This window comes from Enterobacter sp. Taxon_8, from assembly GCF_058354585.1.
The window spans coordinates 2,012,660-2,030,292 of the sequence record NZ_CM177989.1; the positions used below are offsets into that span (position 1 = coordinate 2,012,660).

Annotated in this window: 16 protein-coding genes; 6 read left to right on the forward strand and 10 right to left on the reverse strand. The window is 53.4% G+C overall.

Annotated elements, in window-relative coordinates; genetic code table 11:
* Positions 1 to 71 precede the first annotated feature (71 nt).
* From pgpB to yciH, 5 genes are all read left to right on the forward strand, one after another.
* Positions 72 to 839, forward strand: a complete 768-nt coding sequence (pgpB, locus tag AC4IBF_RS09530; protein ID WP_133294571.1) for a phosphatidylglycerophosphatase B — start codon at positions 72 to 74, stop codon at positions 837 to 839.
* 148 nt (positions 840 to 987) lie between these two features.
* Positions 988 to 1,296 carry a LapA family protein gene (locus AC4IBF_RS09535; RefSeq protein WP_023312067.1) on the forward strand — a complete coding sequence of 103 codons (309 nt, stop codon included), beginning with the start codon at positions 988 to 990 and terminating at the stop codon, positions 1,294 to 1,296.
* A gap of 6 nt (positions 1,297 to 1,302) precedes the next feature.
* Entirely contained in the window at positions 1,303 to 2,472 is a 1,170-nt protein-coding gene (lapB, locus tag AC4IBF_RS09540) for a lipopolysaccharide assembly protein LapB (protein WP_115875429.1), read from the forward strand.
* 185 nt (positions 2,473 to 2,657) lie between these two features.
* Positions 2,658 to 3,395: an orotidine-5'-phosphate decarboxylase gene (pyrF, locus tag AC4IBF_RS09545; protein WP_023335943.1), complete on the forward strand. Its 738-nt coding sequence runs from the start codon at positions 2,658 to 2,660 to the stop codon at positions 3,393 to 3,395.
* Positions 3,395 to 3,721 carry a stress response translation initiation inhibitor YciH gene (gene yciH, locus AC4IBF_RS09550; protein ID WP_115875427.1) on the forward strand — a complete coding sequence of 109 codons (327 nt, stop codon included), beginning with the start codon at positions 3,395 to 3,397 and terminating at the stop codon, positions 3,719 to 3,721. The genes pyrF and yciH overlap by 1 nt, the downstream gene beginning before the upstream one ends.
* Positions 3,722 to 3,826: 105 nt before the next feature.
* On the opposite strand, the gene osmB is transcribed toward yciH, so the two are convergent.
* The 3 genes from osmB to AC4IBF_RS09565 all read right to left on the reverse strand — a co-directional run bounded on the left by osmB (position 3,827) and on the right by AC4IBF_RS09565 (position 5,287).
* The gene (gene osmB / locus AC4IBF_RS09555; protein WP_008501216.1) at positions 3,827 to 4,045 is read right to left on the reverse strand and encodes an osmotically-inducible lipoprotein OsmB; all 219 of its coding nucleotides are present in this window, start codon (positions 4,043 to 4,045) and stop codon (positions 3,827 to 3,829) included.
* Positions 4,046 to 4,308: 263 nt separating this feature from the next.
* Positions 4,309 to 5,061, reverse strand: a complete 753-nt coding sequence (yciT, locus tag AC4IBF_RS09560; protein WP_115875425.1) for a DNA-binding transcriptional regulator YciT — start codon at positions 5,059 to 5,061, stop codon at positions 4,309 to 4,311.
* 43 nt (positions 5,062 to 5,104) lie between these two features.
* Positions 5,105 to 5,287: a YciZ family protein gene (locus tag AC4IBF_RS09565; RefSeq protein WP_111965955.1), complete on the reverse strand. Its 183-nt coding sequence runs from the start codon at positions 5,285 to 5,287 to the stop codon at positions 5,105 to 5,107.
* A gap of 193 nt (positions 5,288 to 5,480) precedes the next feature.
* On the opposite strand from AC4IBF_RS09565, the gene AC4IBF_RS09570 reads away from it, so the two are divergent.
* The gene (locus AC4IBF_RS09570; RefSeq protein ID WP_115875424.1) at positions 5,481 to 6,350 is read left to right on the forward strand and encodes a crotonase/enoyl-CoA hydratase family protein; all 870 of its coding nucleotides are present in this window, start codon (positions 5,481 to 5,483) and stop codon (positions 6,348 to 6,350) included.
* On the opposite strand, the gene pdeR is transcribed toward AC4IBF_RS09570, so the two are convergent.
* The 7 genes from pdeR to crrC all read right to left on the reverse strand — a co-directional run bounded on the left by pdeR (position 6,347) and on the right by crrC (position 17,402).
* Positions 6,347 to 8,338, reverse strand: a complete 1,992-nt coding sequence (pdeR, locus tag AC4IBF_RS09575) for a cyclic di-GMP phosphodiesterase (RefSeq protein WP_111965957.1) — start codon at positions 8,336 to 8,338, stop codon at positions 6,347 to 6,349. The two genes, AC4IBF_RS09570 and pdeR, sit on opposite strands and share 4 nt — an antisense overlap.
* Positions 8,339 to 8,660: 322 nt before the next feature.
* On the reverse strand, positions 8,661 to 10,595 hold the full coding sequence (locus AC4IBF_RS09580; RefSeq protein ID WP_143345206.1) for an exoribonuclease II: 1,935 nt from the start codon (positions 10,593 to 10,595) through the stop codon (positions 8,661 to 8,663).
* 88 nt (positions 10,596 to 10,683) lie between these two features.
* On the reverse strand, positions 10,684 to 11,670 hold the full coding sequence (locus AC4IBF_RS09585) for a CMD domain-containing protein (protein WP_133294568.1): 987 nt from the start codon (positions 11,668 to 11,670) through the stop codon (positions 10,684 to 10,686).
* Positions 11,671 to 11,821: 151 nt separating this feature from the next.
* The gene (fabI, locus tag AC4IBF_RS09590; protein ID WP_003856831.1) at positions 11,822 to 12,610 is read right to left on the reverse strand and encodes an enoyl-ACP reductase FabI; all 789 of its coding nucleotides are present in this window, start codon (positions 12,608 to 12,610) and stop codon (positions 11,822 to 11,824) included.
* A 270-nt stretch (positions 12,611 to 12,880) separates the two neighbouring features.
* Positions 12,881 to 15,976 carry a multidrug efflux RND transporter permease subunit gene (locus tag AC4IBF_RS09595; protein ID WP_252093078.1) on the reverse strand — a complete coding sequence of 1,032 codons (3,096 nt, stop codon included), beginning with the start codon at positions 15,974 to 15,976 and terminating at the stop codon, positions 12,881 to 12,883.
* A gap of 4 nt (positions 15,977 to 15,980) precedes the next feature.
* Positions 15,981 to 16,892: an ABC transporter six-transmembrane domain-containing protein gene (locus AC4IBF_RS09600; protein WP_239632638.1), complete on the reverse strand. Its 912-nt coding sequence runs from the start codon at positions 16,890 to 16,892 to the stop codon at positions 15,981 to 15,983.
* A 123-nt stretch (positions 16,893 to 17,015) separates the two neighbouring features.
* Entirely contained in the window at positions 17,016 to 17,402 is a 387-nt protein-coding gene (gene crrC, locus AC4IBF_RS09605) for a colistin resistant protein CrrC (protein WP_252093077.1), read from the reverse strand.
* Between the last annotated feature and the right edge of the window lie 231 nt (positions 17,403 to 17,633).

A 17,633-nucleotide genomic window follows, 5' to 3' on the forward strand; every position in this document is an offset into this window, starting at 1 on the left:
ACGATCCGACATATCCACCCAAAGGATTAATTTCAGTTATGATTGTGACGCTTAGCGAAAAAGGAGAAGACATGCTTTCAATCGCCAGACGTACGGCAGCAGGTGCGGCCATTTTACTGATTATGCCTCTGACCGTATGGCTTTCAGGCTGGATGTGGCAGCCCGGGCATAATGCCATGTGGCTGAAAACCTTATACTGGATAACGGAAACGGTCACCCAGCCATGGGGAATAATTACCCACGTACTCCTGTGCGCCTGGTTTCTGTGGTGCCTGCGCTTTCGCCTGCGTGCGGCACTGATGCTCTTTGCTATCCTCGGTGGCGCTATCATTGTCGGTCAGGGGGTGAAGTCCTGGGTGAAAGATCGCGTTCAGGAGCCGCGTCCTTTTGTCGTCTGGCTGGAAAAAACCCATCATGTTCCGGTGGATGAGTTCTACAATTTAAAGCGTAAAGATCGTGGCGCGCTGGTAAAAGAACAGCTTGCGGAACAGCAGGATATCCCGAAATTCTTGCGTAAACACTGGCAGAAAGAGACGGGGTTCGCGTTTCCTTCGGGTCACACCATGTTTGCGGCCAGCTGGGCGTTGCTGGGGGTTGGGCTGCTTTGGCCTAGGCGTCGAACGATTACGATCGCGATTTTACTGGTCTGGGCGACGGGGGTTATGGGAAGCCGCTTGCTGCTGGGGATGCACTGGCCGCGCGACCTGGTCGTCGCCACGCTCATCTCATGGTTGCTGATCGTGCTGGCGACCTGGCTCACTGAACGATTCTGCGGCCCGCTAACGCCACCGCCAGAAGAGAAAGCAGAAATAGCCGAAAGGGACCAAACCGACGCCTGACGGTTGATATTCCGTATTTTGCCCATAGATCCATGACCTGCGCGTCACTTTTTCCGTTTCGCGCTCGTCGCTAAAATGGTAGTTTATAAGGCTGATTGCGGTGAATTGAACACACTTTATTCGCTTGAACCACATAACGGGAAGTAATGTGAAATATTTACTCATTTTCTTACTGGTATTGGCGATTTTTGTCATTTCAGTCACGTTGGGTGCACAAAACGATCAGCAGGTGACGTTTAACTATCTGCTGGCTCAGGGTGAGTATCGCGTCTCGAGCCTGCTGGCGGTCTTATTTGCTGCCGGCTTTGCCATTGGCTGGCTGGTTTGCGGTCTGTTCTGGCTGAAAGTCCGTGTTTCGCTTGCGCGCGCTGAACGTAAAATTAAGCGACTTGAAAATAACATTGCCCCTGCGTCTGACATCCCGGAAAGCTCTGGCGTGCCGGTCGTGAAGGAATAATCGACTATGCTGGAGTTGTTGTTTCTGCTTTTGCCTGTAGCCGCAGCCTATGGCTGGTATATGGGCCGCAGAAGTGCGCAACAAACAAAACAGGATGAGGCCAATCGGCTCTCCCGCGACTACGTTGCGGGGGTAAACTTCCTCCTGAGCAATCAGCAGGACAAAGCGGTAGACCTGTTCCTCGATATGCTGAAAGAGGATACCGGGACGGTTGAAGCGCATCTCACCCTTGGAAACCTGTTCCGCTCGCGCGGCGAGGTTGACCGCGCCATTCGTATTCACCAGACGCTGATGGAAAGCGCCTCTCTGACCTACGATCAACGTCTACTTGCAGTGCAACAGCTGGGGCGGGATTACATGGCCGCGGGGTTGTACGATCGTGCTGAAGATATGTTCTCCCAGCTGGTGGATGAAACAGAGTTCCGCATCGGCGCGCTGCAGCAGCTCCTGCAGATTTATCAGGCCACCAGCGACTGGCAGAAAGCCATTGATACGGCTGAACGTCTGGTGAAGCTGGGGAAAGATAAGCAGCGCGTTGAGATAGCCCATTTCTACTGTGAGCTTGCGCTTCAGCAGATGGGCAATGACGACATGGACAAAGCCATGGCGTTACTGAAGAAAGGTGCCGCCGCGGACCGCAACAGCGCGCGAATCTCCATCATGATGGGGCGCGTCTTTATGGCGAATGGCGACTACGCCAAAGCCGTTGAAAGCCTGCTGCGGGTGATCGACCAGGACAAAGAGCTGGTCAGTGAAACGCTGGAAATGCTGCAAACCTGCTATCAGCAGCTGGATAAGCAGGAAGAGTGGGTAGCATTCCTGCGTCGCTGCGTGGAAGAGAACACCGGCGCCACCGCTGAACTGATGCTCTCAGACGTCGTTGAGAAGTATGAGGGAAGCGACACCGCGCAGGTTTACATTACGCGTCAGCTGCAGCGTCATCCGACCATGCGGGTCTTCCATAAGCTGATGGATTACCACCTTAACGACGCGGAAGAAGGGCGCGCCAAAGAGAGCCTGATGGTGCTGCGCGACATGGTTGGCGAGCAGGTGCGCAGCAAGCCACGCTATCGTTGTCAGAAGTGTGGTTTTACCGCGTATACGCTCTACTGGCACTGTCCTTCCTGCCGCGCCTGGTCCACTATCAAGCCAATCCGTGGCCTGGACGGGCAGTAATTTTTTAAAAGCCTTTATTTTAGTTACAACATACTGGTGGCTTTTAACGCTTTCTCAACACCGTGCGGTTTGCTGGCCTGTCAGGGAAATAAATGGATTCTGTCAATTTGCGACGACGGCAGGTAGAATGCTGGCCGTTTATCTGTTCCGCGCCGCTGCGCGCCCATAGACGAAAAGGGCTGGTCATGACGTCTGTTACATCCTCCACTTCCCGAGTAATTACGGATTCTCCTGTTGTTGTTGCGCTTGATTACAATAAGCGTGACGCTGCACTGGCGTTTGTCGACGGCATTGACCCTCGCGACTGCCGTCTGAAAGTTGGCAAAGAGATGTTCACGCTGTTTGGACCGCAAATCGTTCGCGATCTGCAGCAGCGCGGCTTTGACGTTTTCCTCGATCTGAAATTCCATGATATCCCGAATACCACGGCGCACGCCGTTGCCGCAGCCGCAGAGTTGGGCGTATGGATGGTTAATGTCCACGCGTCGGGTGGGGCAAGAATGATGACCGCTGCCCGTGAGGCGCTCCTGCCGTTCGGTAAAGATGCACCGTTGCTGATTGCGGTCACCGTGCTGACCAGTATGGACGAAAATGATTTACGCGACCTGGGTGTGACGTTGTCACCCGCGGAGCATGCCGAACGTCTCGCGCGTCTGACTCAGCATTGCGGCCTGGATGGCGTCGTCTGCTCCGCGCAGGAAGCGGTACGTTTCAAATCAGCGCTGGGCAAGGATTTTAAACTCGTCACGCCGGGTATCCGTCCTGCAGGCAGCGACGTGGGCGATCAGCGCCGCATTATGACGCCTGAGCAGGCGCTGGCTGCAGGCGTTGACTACATGGTCATTGGGCGTCCGGTGACGCAGTCTGCAAACCCGGCTGAGACGCTTAAGGCTATTAACGCATCGCTGAAGAAGGGGGCGTAATGACCGATTCCAACAGCCGCCTGGTCTATTCAACCGATAGCGGGCGTATTGACGAACCGAAAGCGAAAGTGGAACGTCCAAAGGGGGACGGCATTGTTCGGATCCAGCGCCAGACCAGTGGACGAAAAGGAAAAGGGGTTTGTCTTATCTCCGGCATTGACCTTGATGATGCTGAACTGACAGCGCTGGCAGCCGAACTGAAAAAGAAATGTGGCTGCGGCGGTGCCGTGAAAGACGGCATTATTGAAATCCAGGGTGATAAACGTGATTTAATTAAATCTCTGCTGGAAGCCAAAGGTATGAAAGTCAAACTGGCAGGCGGCTAAAATAAATGAGCCACGGCAAATGCCGTGGCTCGTGTTATATACGTGCGTATGTCAGACCTGAAATGCGTTTAAATATCGCATTACCGGGGAAGGCTTGGATAATTATTATTTGCCAACCTGGTGACCGATAATACCACCGACAGCAGCGCCACCTAATGTACCCAGCGTACTACCATCCGTTAATACTGCACCACCGAGAGCACCGGCACCGGCACCAATAGCGGTGTTACGGTCGCGTTTAGACCAGTTAGAGCACGCGCTCAGGGACATTGCTACAGTGATTGCCAGAACAGCGGCGGCTAATTTTTTGCTGGTTAAGGTCATAATACTTTCTCCTGAATTATCGATTCACGGAAAGATGTACGCATTAAGTATAGACGAACCGAATACTTAATTCTTTTTCCCGTGAAAGCTGGTCGCGCAGGCGTTACTTCATCACGCAGGTGATAGTCACTTCCTGTTATATCGCTAACAGTAATTTTACGACTTTAATGCAGGTTAAACAGGTAAAAACTCTTAAAGCAGGGTTAAGAATCATCTCAGAGAAAGAAAGGCGTATGCGCCCGAAGTTCGGGCGCGGAGGGGAGTCAGGCGCTGGTTTTAATAATATTGACGATCAGACCACTGTCTTCCAGTTTATTACGGTGCGCGTCGCTCAACCGCTCGTCGGTAATCACACGGCTAAAGCGTGAAACGGGGCCCATCGTGTAAGGGTGAACGGCGCCAAATTTAGAGCTGTCTGTGAGCACAATGGCTTCACACTCTTTTTCCAGCACGGCATTCACCACGTCGGAGCGCATCATATCCCGGCCGGTAAAACCTGTCTCCGGCTGCCAGCCGTCAATCCCAATAAAGGCCTTGCTGAAATGAACCTGCTGGACGTACTGACGGGTCAGCGGGCCTACCATGCTTTCGCTTTTTTTTTGGTAAATTCCGCCGAGCAGTATCACCTCGCAGCGCGTCTCTTTGAGCAAATGCGCGATATAGCTGCTGACGGTGATGATGGTCACGTCTTTTTGATCGGCAAGCGTGCGCGCCAGAAGGGCATTACTGCTGCCGTTTTCAATAAAGACGGTCTCGCCGTTGTTCACCAGGGACGCGGCAAATTCAGCCAGTTCACGTTTGAGCGCGTAGTTGTTCATCATGCGCGTCTCAACGTCATCACTGTCCAGAGGGACAGCATATCCGTGCGCGCGACGCAGGTAGCTCTGTTTTTCCAGCAGATTAAGATCCTGACGGATGGTGACTTCAGAAACGCCAGTGGTTTTAGCGAGATCGACTACGCTTACGCGTCCCTGATCGATGACCATCTGCAAAATGAGTTGTTGTCGGGAATTCATAGCATCCATTTAATAAAGCAAAACGAGGTCGGAGACGGTGGGGTTAAACTTCCCACGGCGCTTTTGGCTGTCCGTTTTCAGGCGTATTGTCAGCGCCATTCTGAGCGAGAAGTTCAGACTTCAGGATCTCGAGATTACGGATAGCAGAGTGATAATCGCCTGCCACCAGGATATCCAGCACGGTATCAATTCGTTGTGCTACAGCTTGTGCGTCAATAGTCGACATAATCTCACTCCAGGCGCGAAAAGTTAATATTTTCAATGATGCAGAAATTAGGGTCAAAAGAGAAGGGAAAAAATGCAATAACTAAATTACATAAACGTAAGTGATAAATTTATTCCCCCTCATGTAGCAGGCTTAATGAGTGGATTAGTCTAAAACTGCGCGCAACGCGCTTTTTTATAAGAGGAATTAGACTATGACAGTTATCAATCAGCCTACCTGTACACTGTTTACCGACACTGAACGGTTCACGCAGCTGTCGGGTTATTACGAGGCGGAGCGTCACACCGTCTGGATGATGCTGCGGGCTCAGCCGCGACCTTGCTTTAACCATGCGTTAATTGAGGAGATCATGAACTTTTCATGGCTGGTTCGCCAGTCTGGCTTTGCGGTTGATTTTTGGGTAACCGGATCGCTGGTTCCGGAGATGTACAATGTGGGCGGTGACTTACAGTTCTTCGTCGAGTGCATTCAGAACGGACGTCGGGAAGCGTTGCGGGCGTACGCGCGCGCCTGCGTTGATTGCGTCCATGCGGCCTCACGAGGGTTTGATACGGGAGCCATCACTCTGGCAATGGTCGAGGGCAGTGCGTTAGGAGGTGGTTTTGAGGCCGCTCTGGCGCACCATTTCGTCCTGGCTCAGCGCGATGCCCGTTTAGGTTTCCCGGAGATAGCCTTCAACCTGTTTCCGGGTATGGGAGGATATTCCCTGGTTGCACGCCGTTCAGGCATGAAGCTGGCGGAGGAACTCATCTACAAAGGGGAATCCCATACGGCTGAATGGTACGAGCAGCACGGGCTGGTGGAAGTCCTGTTTGAACCCGGACAAAGCTATGTCTCCACCCGAACCTTCATCGATACGCTCCGGCCAAAACTGAACGGCGTAAGGGCGATGCTGCGCGCCCGTACCCGCGTTCTGCAATTGCCCCGCAGTGAACTGATGGACATCACGGAAGACTGGGTGGATGCTGCTTTCTGCCTGGAGCCGAAAGATATCGCCTACATGGAGCGCCTGGTCACGCTGCAAAACCGCCATCACGCGGCGGGTCTGCGTAAAGCCAGTTAACGTTGATTTCGCGCTTGATATCGTTTTAGCCACCGCTCGAATGCGGCAGCGGGCATCGGCTTAGCAAACAGAAAACCCTGCCGCTCGTTGACGCCGTTCTTGGTCAGAAAGGCGTCTTCTTTTGCATTTTCCACACCTTCGGCAATTACCTGCAGATTTAACGCCTGCGCCACGGCGACAATAGCGCGCACCAGTGACTGGGAAATAGACTGCTTATGAATGTCCCTGACAAAGGATTGATCGAGTTTAATGGCGTCGATAGGGAAGCGGGCGAGCTGCGAAAGAGAAGAGTAGCCGGTGCCAAAATCATCCAGATGAATTTGCGCCCCGAGTCTGCTGAACTGCTGGATCACGGACAGCGCCAGCTCTTCGTTCTCGATAAGACAGCTTTCGGTCAACTCAACGTCGACAGGGCAGTATTCAAAATTCAGATCCTTCAGCGCCTGCTTTAAGTCGCTGAAGATAGTCTGGTCGGCCAGCTGTCGTGCAGAGACGTTCACCGCCACGCGCAGGTTAATTCCCTTATCGCGCCATTTTGCCACCTGGCGAACCACATCAAGCATCACCCAGCGGCCCAGCGGCACAATCAGCCCCGACTCCTCGGCATAAGAGATAAACTCCAGCGGCGGGATCAGGCCGCGTTCTGGTGATTGCCAGCGGACCAGTGCTTCAAGGCTTCTGACTTCCCCACGCCAGGTTATTTTGGGCTGATAGTGGATTAGAAGCTGATCGTTATCCAGTGCTTTACGCAGGTTGGTATCCAGCCAGAGATACTCAAATACGCGCTGGTTCATCTCGGGTGAGAAGACGCAGAACTTGCCCCGGCCGTTCTCTTTGGCGGTGTACATGGCGGTATCGGCGTTACGAATGACGCTTTCCCGGTCGCTACCATGCTGCGGGGCGAGGGCGATACCCAGAGAGCAGCCGGTATAAATCTCAATCAGACCGATTCGGAACGGCTGGCGCAGACGGGTTAAAATGCGCGACGCCATCGCCTCCAGAGAGCCCTGTGAGGTATTGGTGGCCATGACGATAAACTCATCACCGCCCAGTCGCGCCAGCACCTGTTCCTCATCCAGACAGCTCAAAATGGCGAGGGCGACAGCCTGTAACAGCTGATCGCCAAACATATGCCCGTAAGCGTCGTTGACCTTTTTAAAGTTATCCAGATCGAGATACACCACGCCTACCTGCGTGTCGCCGCGGTTGACGATGGCGTCAGAAATCAGATCGTGGATCGCATTGCGGTTTGGCAAGCCGGTGATGGTATCGGTATTGGCCAGCACGCGCAGCCGCTCCTGAGCGCGGCGTTCCTCGGTAATATCTGTCCCGGAACAGATAAGGAAAATTTCATTTTTACCGCTGCCGCTGTGAACGAATTTGTTTCTGAACAGAAACAGCCGCTGCCCTTTACGCGTTTTGATCCAGCGTTCGACTTCGTAGGAGCTGCCGTTGCGAAAAAAACCGGTAATATTGCGCTTTGAAGCGGCCGCTTCGCTGCGGCTCATAAACAGCTTAAACACGTTCTGGCCAATCACTTCTTGCTCTTTCAGGCCGGTATACTCTTCGCTAAGCCGGTTAAAACGCTGGATATTGCCGTGCCGATCGAGAATAACAATGACGGAGTTGGCCTCAGAGACAACCTGTTCCGCAAAAGAGAGCCCTTGAGCCAGATCGCGCGCCACGGAGGGCGTATCGTTCCAGGCGGAAGCGGTTCCGGCCCACTCGTTACGGGTAATTTTGCGGCCCACAAGATGCACCGGGACATCTTCTCCGTACAGGGAGAGCGACATGGAAATGCTGGAGGTAATAACGGTTAAATGACGGATGAGATCGGCCTGTTCATCGTCCAGCGCCACGACCTGAGTGACATCGGCATTTTCGCTGGTGGAAAGGTGCAGAGCGTTGCTGTCAGCTGATAAGCGCCACCACGGGCTGTGAGTCCCCATGTAGCGAAACAGCAAATTCTGCTCCAGATCGTCCATCATGTTTTCTCCCGCAGCTGTTCATTAGCGCACAAATTATTCATTTGTTGTCGACTTTTCCGTTGAGAAACAGCGGCAAAACCGAAGTGAACCTGTTGTTTTTCCCTGCTTTCTTATAATAAAACGAGTCAGGTTAAAAAGGATACTGAGCGTATAAAAATTCATGCAACCGAATATAACAACACTCTTTTACTGTAGATAATTATGGCGGTTTTAGGCGAAGGGATACTGAAAATAGTAAGGAAAAATAATGATTTTGTGGCGAGGATTAAAATAAAAATTGTCGGCCCTTCCGAAACGAAAAGACCGACAATGTAAGCGGTTATCAGGCGACAGGACGCGCGATAATACTGCGGGTTTCCATGCGAACTTCGGCGATATTAACGTCAATCACGTCGGTGACTTTGTAAACTGTTTCACCTTTAATTTGCACGGTACCGTTTTCCTGACTACAGACCATTTCGTCGCGAACCGCATGCAGGAATGGCGCAGGAATAAACGCGACAGCGCCGTTATCGACCAGACGGACGCGCATACCCCCGCGGCTGATATCGATGATCTCTGCGGCAAAATGGGTATCCGTACCTGCTTTATCCTGCAGGAAGCGTGCGTACAGCCAGTCCCCGACGTCACGTTCCGCCATGCGGTTCAGACGGCGACGATCGGCCATCTGCTGCGTGGTGTCCTCCTCAGGACGGGCAATGGTTTCACCTTTGATAATCGCTTTCAGCAGACGGTGGTTAACCATATCGCCATACTTACGGATCGGCGATGTCCAGGTGGCGTAAGCTTCAAGGCCAAGACCAAAGTGCGGCCCAGGCTCGGTGCTGATTTCAGCGAAGGACTGGAAGCGACGAATGCGGCTGTCCAGGAAACCTGACGGCTGCGCGTCCAGTTCGCGGCGAAGCTTGCAGAAGCCCGGCAGCGTGAGCACTTCTTCCGGATCAACGTGCACATCGTGATTCTTCAGCAGGGCCGCCAGCGCTTCGGTATTCGCCGGGTCAAACCCGGTGTGAACGTTGTAAATGCCAAAGCCCAGTTTGTCGCGCAGCACGCGTGCGGCACAGATGTTGGCGGAAATCATCGCCTCTTCAACGATGCGGTTTGCAATGCGTCGCGGTTCGGCCACGATGTCCAGCACTTCGCCTTTCTCGCCCAGAACAAAGCGATAATCCGGGCGGTCTTTGAACACCAGCGCGTGAGTTTTACGCCACTCGCCGCGGTTCAGGCAGATGCGATGCAGGAGACGGATCTGCGCGGCAATGGCGTCGGAATCAGGTTTCCAGCTACCGGTATTTTCCAGCCAGTCGGAGACGTTATCGTAGGCCAGCTTGGCTTTCGACTCGATAGTGGCGGCGAAGAACTCGATATCGTCTTCAATCGCGCCATCTGCGGCGATAGTCATGCGGCAGGCAAGGACCGGGCGCACTTCATTTGGACGCAGCGAGCAGAGATCGTCTGACAATTCGCGCGGCAGCATCGGAATATTGAAGCCCGGCAGGTAGTTGGTGAACGCACGGATTTTCGCCGCGTCATCCAGCTTGCTGCCCTCGGCAATCCATGCGGTGGGATCGGCAATGGCAACGGTCAGATGCAGTTTGCCGTCGGCGCTCTCTTCAGCGTACAGCGCGTCATCCATATCTTCTGTGCTCGCGCTGTCGATGGTGACAAACTCCAGCGCGGTGAGATCGCGACGGGTCAGACCCTCATCCTGCATCTCGGTCGCTACGCCGTTCGGCGCTTCTTTTTCAAGATTATGGCGTGCCAGCGTGACCCACCATGGCACGAAATGGTCGGCGCCAAAGGTGATGAACTGGGTCAGTTCAGCATAAAAACCGCGATCGCCTTTCAGAGGATGACGGCGCATTTCTGCTACGGCCCAGTCACCTTCTTTAAAATCATGCTCAACGCCACGGGCGGCGCGGCAGGGAATAGCATCTTTCAGCAGGGGATGATCCGGCACGATAGAAAGACGATCGTCTTTTCTCTGTACCTTACCCACAAAACGGGTCAGGAACGGTTCGATCAGTTCTTCCGGCTCGGCAGACTCGCGGTCCTTCTCGGTATGAATGACGGCCATGACGCGATCGCCATGCATCACTTTCTTCATCTGCGGAGGCGGAATGAAGTAGCTTTTCTGCGCGTCAACCTCAAGGAAGCCAAAGCCCTTTTCCGTGGCTTTTACGACCCCTTCTGCACGCGGCGTCTGGGAATGCAGTTGCTGTTTAAGCTGCGCTAGCAGCGGGTTGTCCTGAAACATAATGTTCTATTTTCGTAGCCATTGAGCGGCTGACAGTTTTACGCGATTCTCACTGTCTCAGCAAGCGGTCTTTGGGTAATGAGTGTGGTTATTCCTCTTTACCAAACGCGACTTTCAGACGATTAAGCCAGCCATCAAACGCACTCCGGGTAAGCAGCGTGATGGCTTGTTCGCCCGTGAGCCCTTGATCCGTGATCGGGGTAAACTGCGCGGCGCTGAAGCGGTCCGGAGAGCGTGTCAGCAGTTCGAGCGCCGCTGAAAGTTCGGTGGAAGTCAGTGGGATCTCTTCGCGAGTGTTTAACAGGATTTCGCCGGTCAGATCGAGCAGCGTCGGCTCATGACAAAGAACCGGCGTCAACGCCTCAAGCGCGGGTTCAGCCTGCCAGCGGGACAAGGACTCAAGCTGATGCGCATTCGCATAGCGCAGCTCAACGACAGGTAAAAGCGGCGTCCACGCATCGTGGCTAGCGGGGAGCGTGTGCGGCTGAATATGATGTCCCGGCAACCAGCGAACAGGATGTCCCAGCAGGGCCTGAAAAATTGCGACCACGCGCGCCTGAAAACCGATAAAGCCGATAATCTGGTTAATTACCACGATGTCGTACGTGGACAGGCCCACCTCGTCAAGCTGGTTGCGGGCTTTATCATCGATCACATCAGGAGAGCTGGAAAGCTGGCGGGCATACTGCGTAATTTGCGCCAGACGTCGGTTGCTTTCGCGCGAGGAGTCCGGGCCGGGAAGCGGAGCGAGGAGGGCGGCATAGTGGTTACAGAGCCGCTGAACGCCGCAGGCCTGTGCGACCGTTAGCGCGGTACTGAGCCGATCGTAGGCGCTGAGCGTATGCAGGCGGTTCACGGGAATCGAGAGCGGAAACAGCTGGTGGCATAAGGCTCTGGCAGGAGCAAGCCAGCCAGAACAGGCGGCGACAATCTCATCAGGCAAGGCTAAATCGAGCAAAAAACGATCGTCGACGTTAGCGGCTTCGGGCACCAGGGGCAGAACATCAGTCTGCGCGTGGTTTGACTGGGTCTCGTGATACCAGTGGCCTTTGCCGGAAAAACGGCGTTGTTCCATGTGCGTTCCTTGATCTCAAAATGGCGATCAATATCCTGGCGTAAGGCAGATAAAGGGAAAAATATTGTTAGGTGATAACAAATAGCAGAACGGAATAACGAAGGGAGGGGAGGGGGGAAACTCTCTTCCCGTGCGGGAAGAGAGTCACAGCTTATTTAATTTCCAGCTCGTTCATTGCAGCGATGTTGAAGCCGCCGTCAACGTGAACCACTTCGCCGGAGATACCCGCGGAAAGGTCAGAGCACAGGAATGCTGCAGAGTTACCCACATCTTCAATGGTAACGGTACGACGAATCGGGGTAACCGCTTCGCAGTGAGCCAGCATTTTACGGAAATCTTTAATACCGGAAGCCGCCAGGGTGCGGATAGGACCTGCAGAGATGGCGTTAACGCGCACGCCTTCAGGACCCATTGCGTTCGCCATGTAGCGTACGTTGGCTTCCAGAGAGGCTTTCGCCAGGCCCATAACGTTGTAGTTAGGGATAGCACGCTCAGCGCCCAGGTAGGACAGAGTCAGCAGGGCTGCGCCCGGGTTCAGCATCGCGCGGCAGGATTTCGCCATCGCAACGAAGCTGTAGGAGCTGATGTCGTGAGCGATTTTAAAGCCATCACGGGTAACTGCGTTTACGTAGTCGCCGTCCAGCTGGTCGCCAGGAGCGAAGCCGATGGAGTGAACGAAACCGTCGAATTTCGGCCATGCTTTTGCCAGTTCAGCAAACATCCCGTCGATGCTTTCGTCTTGTGCAACGTCGCATTCCAGCACGATGCTGGAACCCAGCTGCGCGGCAAACTCTTCAACACGGCCTTTCAGCTTGTCGTTCTGATAGGTGAACGCCAGTTCAGCGCCTTCGCGATGCATTGCCTGTGCGATGCCGTATGCGATGGACAGTTTGCTGGCAACGCCAGTCACCAGAATGCGCTTACCGGAAAGAAAACCCATAGCTTTAATCCTTATATTCATTGCTAATTTTGCCTTGTAATTCATAGTGTTACAGGCAGTATTTCAAAATCATTCGAAATTAGCTCGAAATTATAGCCCACTCACAGCCCCTTGTGTCACGATATTTCTCGCTGTTCTCCGAAGACGCCTGCTCCGAAGAATGCGCCGCGGACTCGCGGGGGCTCAAAATTTCAGCATTCGTCCAGTATACCACCCGGCAACAGCTTCGCCTCATCCAACCAGCGAGGAAGCGCGATCCCGCAAGGGTATTCACGCTTTTCTGATGTTGTCGATGAAACGCACAATAACGATAAAGAAAACCGGTACGAAGAAGATTGCGAGAAGCGTGCCGCTAATCATGCCGCCAAAGACTCCGGTACCGATGGCATGCTGCGTACTGTCGCTCGCACCGCTGGCCAGCATCAACGGAACAACCCCCAGAGTGAAGGCTAACGATGTCATCAGAATGGGGCGCAGGCGCTGGCTGGCGGCATGAACGGTTGCCGCCAGCAGGGGCTGCCCCTGACTATGGAGCTGCCTGGCAAATTCGACAATCAGAATGGCGTTCTTGGCCGACAGGCCGATGAGCGTAATCAGGCCCACCTTGAAGAAAACGTCATTCGTCATGCCGGCGACAGACACCGCTACTACCGCGCCGATAAGACCCAGTGGAACGACCAGCATGACCGCGAATGGGATAGACCAGCTCTCATACAGCGCGGCGAGCACCATAAATACGACCAGTATCGACAGGACGATAAGGCCCGGAAGCTGAGATTCCGATTTTATCTCCTGTAGCGAACTCCCGGCCCACTCGCCAGCCATACCCTGAGGCAGGCTCCTGGATAAGCCTTCCATGACCTTCATTGCGGTGCCGCTGGACTCTCCCGACGCCGCATTGCCGGTAATGCGAATAGCAGAATATCCCTGATAACGCGTCAACTGCTGCGGCGCAACGTTCCAGGAAAGCGTGGCAAATGTAGATACCGGCACCATCTGACCCATCCGGTTTTTTACTGATAATTTCAGTATCTGCTCAGGCTGCATTCGGTAGGGCGCATCGGCCTGAATAATCACCTGTTGAACGCGGCCGCTGTTCGTATAGTCATTGACGTAATTTGAGCCCAGGGTGACGGAGAGCGTCTGGTTGATTTCATCAAATGAAACGCCCATCGCTTCTGCCTTTTCTCTGTCCACCTGTAGCGCAAGGCTTGTACCTTCCGGAAGACCGTCTATATACACGTCACTCAGTTCAGGACGCTGATTGGCCTGCAGGACCAGCGCATCGGCAGCTCGCTTTAAAGCCTCGTAGCCGAGTCCCGCTCTGTCCTGCACGTACCAGGTAAAGCCCGACGAGGTGCCCATATCCGAAATGGCCGGCGGGAGCAGGCTCATCGTGACGGCATCAGAGACGTTCACCATGCTGGCCTGTATATGGTCGGCTTCATCCTGGGCCGTCGAACCCTGCCGATATTTCCAGTCCTTCAGCGTGGTGAAGGCCATAGCCGAATTCGGTCCTGAACCTGAAAATCCAAACCCCAGGATCATAATGTTGCTTTCAATATCCGGCCGGGCCGCAATTTCCCCTTCAAATTTTTTAACCACGTGCAGGGTACGCTGCATGGTGGCATCAGAAGGCAGCTGGATTGAAGACATAAAATAGCCCTGATCTTCGTCCGGCAGAAAGGACGACGGTAAGGAAGACATCCCCAAAAACAGCGCAGCACATAGCGCAACGTACAGGAGCAGCATACGTCCAGTTCGCTTCAGAACGGCACCCAGCCCGGCTTCGTAACAGGCGGTAAGCGAGCGGAAGCGCGCGTTAAACCCGACCGCGAACCGTCCGCCTCCGCTCTTTCCTGCCTTATGCGGCTTGAGTAACGTTGCGCACAGGGCAGGCGTCAGCGTCAGGGCAAGAAACGCGGACAGCAGTATGGAGACCGCCATGGAAATACAAAATTGTCGGTAGATAATCCCGACGGATCCTTCAGCAAACCCCATGGGGATAAAGACGGCGGTCAGCACCAGCGTGATGCCAATAATCGCCGGGGTGATTTCCTGCATGGCTTGCCGCGTGGCGTCACGCGGGGACAGGCTTTTTTCCTCCATCAGCCGTTCGACGTTTTCTACGACCACAATGGCATCATCAACGATAATCCCTATCGCCAGCACCATGCCGAACATCGTCAGAATATTGATGGAGTAGCCGCTCAACAGCATCACGGTGAAGGTGCCAAGAAGGGCGACGGGAGCAACAATCGCCGGGATAAGCGTACAGCGTATCTTGTGCAGAAACAGCAGCATAACCAGGAAGACCAGGACCATCGCTTCCACAAATGTCTGAACAACCTTCATGATAGAAAGTTTCACAAACGGCGCGGTATCGAAGGGGATCGTAAACGCCATTCCTTCGGGTAACACCCGGGAAAGTTCGTCGATGCGAGCCCGTACGCCGGAAGCCGTACTCATTGCGTTGGCGCCAGGCGAGAGCTGGATTGCCGCCGCCGTTGCGGGCACGCCATTTTCGCGGATACCAAAAGCGTAGCTTTGCAGACCAGATTCAATCCGCGCAATGTCGGACAGTTTCAGGCGGGCGCCGGATGCGTCAGATTTCAGGGTGATATTCCTGAACGCCTCTACCGAGGAGAGCTGTCCCTTCACCGTGATGGGATACGTTACCCCTTGTCCTTCAGATGCTGGCTCATCTCCCGTTTTACCGGGCGAAACGAGGGCATTCTGCTGGCCAACAGCGGTAAGCACATCGCTCACCGAAAGGCCGTAGGTGTGGAGCTTCATCGGATCCAACCAGATTCGTAGCGCTTTTTCGCCGCCAAACAGCTGAACTTTCCCTACGCCGGGCACGCGACGAAGCTCGTCACTGACGTTTCGGGCAAAATAGTCGCTTAAGTCGGCTTCCTCAAATTGACCTGTCGTGGACTTAAGCCCCACCATCATCAGAAAACCCGAATTAGCGGCCTCGACGTTAATCCCGTTTTGCCTTACCGCCTGAGGTAGACGAGGCTCGACGATCTTAATCTGATTTTGCAGATCCATCTGCGCCAGCTTGATGTCCGTGCCCGGTTTAAACGTGACGGTAATCGATGCCGAACCGGTTGTGTCACTGGATGATTCAAAGTAGAGCAAATTATCTACGCCAGAGATTTCGCGCTCGATTAACGATACCACCGACGTGTTCATGATATCGGGACTGGCCCCCGGATAACTGACGGAAATAATGATTCCAGGCGGTGCTACCGCCGGATACTGCGCAACCGGTAAACGGGGAATAGACAGGAGTCCTGCCAGAACGATAAAAAGCGCTACTACCCAGGCGAAAACGGGGCGTTCAATAAAAAAATGCGGCATTAAATTAACGTCCGGTTACGTGAATTTCATCATCAGTGGATACGCGCTTGCCGATATCCCTGAGCTGCGAAAATTTCTCAAGAAGCTGCGGCGCGTCATCGAGGCTCGTTGCGAACATCCACATATAGGTCATCACCGAGTAAATATGTCCGGCGGTGATGCCGGTTGAGCGCGTCATCCAGACGATGGTCAGCGTAAAAAGCGCGGCAACAAGCACGCCAACCCACAAATAGCCCCACGCCTCGCGGTCAGATAATGCGATACGTAAACGCGCCAGCGTGGAGTAATGTCGGTGAAGCGTGGCCGTGCCCGCCTTATGGACATAATCCACTTCTTTTTCCAGCCGATTATTCAGGCGCATGAACAGCCATTCATTTTTACGGGCATATTCTGAGACAAATCCGAGCAGGATAAATACAATCGCAAAGCACATGACGCCGGCCCAAAATTCAATAAACAACAACATGATTGCGGCACCAAAAAGTGAGCTCAGCGAGGTAATCAGCAGGGGAAGGTGCATTTCAAAGAAATCCACATATTCGCGCGAGAGCGTTACCCTGGCGGCGATCGCCGAATGGTTAAGCTGGTATTTGCGCTGTGCCAGGACGACGGAAACCGCGAGTCCGGCATAAATGCGTGCAAACGTGCGCGTGTCTACGCTTCGTCTGGCCGCACCGATGAACCACATGCAAAGCACCATCAGGCCATACAGCGCGGCGTTAAGCGTTTCACCGGCGAGGATGGCATTTATCGCGATGCCAGCCAGAACGGGATAAAGTAAAAACGTCACGTTTTCGGCCACCACCAGGAAGAAAGTGACAGCCAGTTTTTTTCGGTGCCGTATCGCGAGTTTTTTAAGCGAGCGCATCATACCGGCAGGTTCAGAAGAACGAAAATTATTATTACGGTTCATCATTATGGGTAAGTCATGTCAGACTTTTCAGTGAGTTATTTTTGTGTGAAAGAGTGAGGTAGAGATTCTACCGCGCGCCTGTTTAGCGGACATGGGCGGTTTATGGAGGACGTGTGGAGCAGCGGCTCAAATCATTCTCATAATGAGGTACAGCGGTGCTCCGCCAAAAAAAATGATCAAATAACACTCGTAGTAAAAGATCAGATCTTCGATATCGGGCATCGCGTTTAACAGTACGGTGAACGTAATAATGAGATAGACAAAAATCATCATCAGCCAGAAGGCGACGACGAGTAGCTCAGTCAACGCGCCGGCTTTATTTTGGATCATCAGAGAGACCACTGAAAATGCGATGCAGCCATAGATAATGGGTGAAGAGAGCAGCGTCGAGGCGACTTTTTCATCCATTCTGTGCACCAGTACCAGCCAGGTATAAAGTAATCCCCACGACAGCAGCAGGAACAGGGAATATATACCCAGTTTTTTAGGAGAGAAATATTTAGAAAGTTCCATGTTCATTATTTCAGCCAACTTCATAAAATCTTGAAGAAACAGTGGTAATTTGCAACGCGCAATGCACAAAGGACTATGCCTCAATAGCGATTATGCGCGGACATTGTCGAGTCTTTATTGACTGAATGTGTAGGCTGTGTGGAGAAATAACCGGGCATTTAAATCAACCTGGAAATTTTCGTGACCACGGCACTTTTTCGCGGAGGCCGTGTCTTATTGTGCTAAAGATAT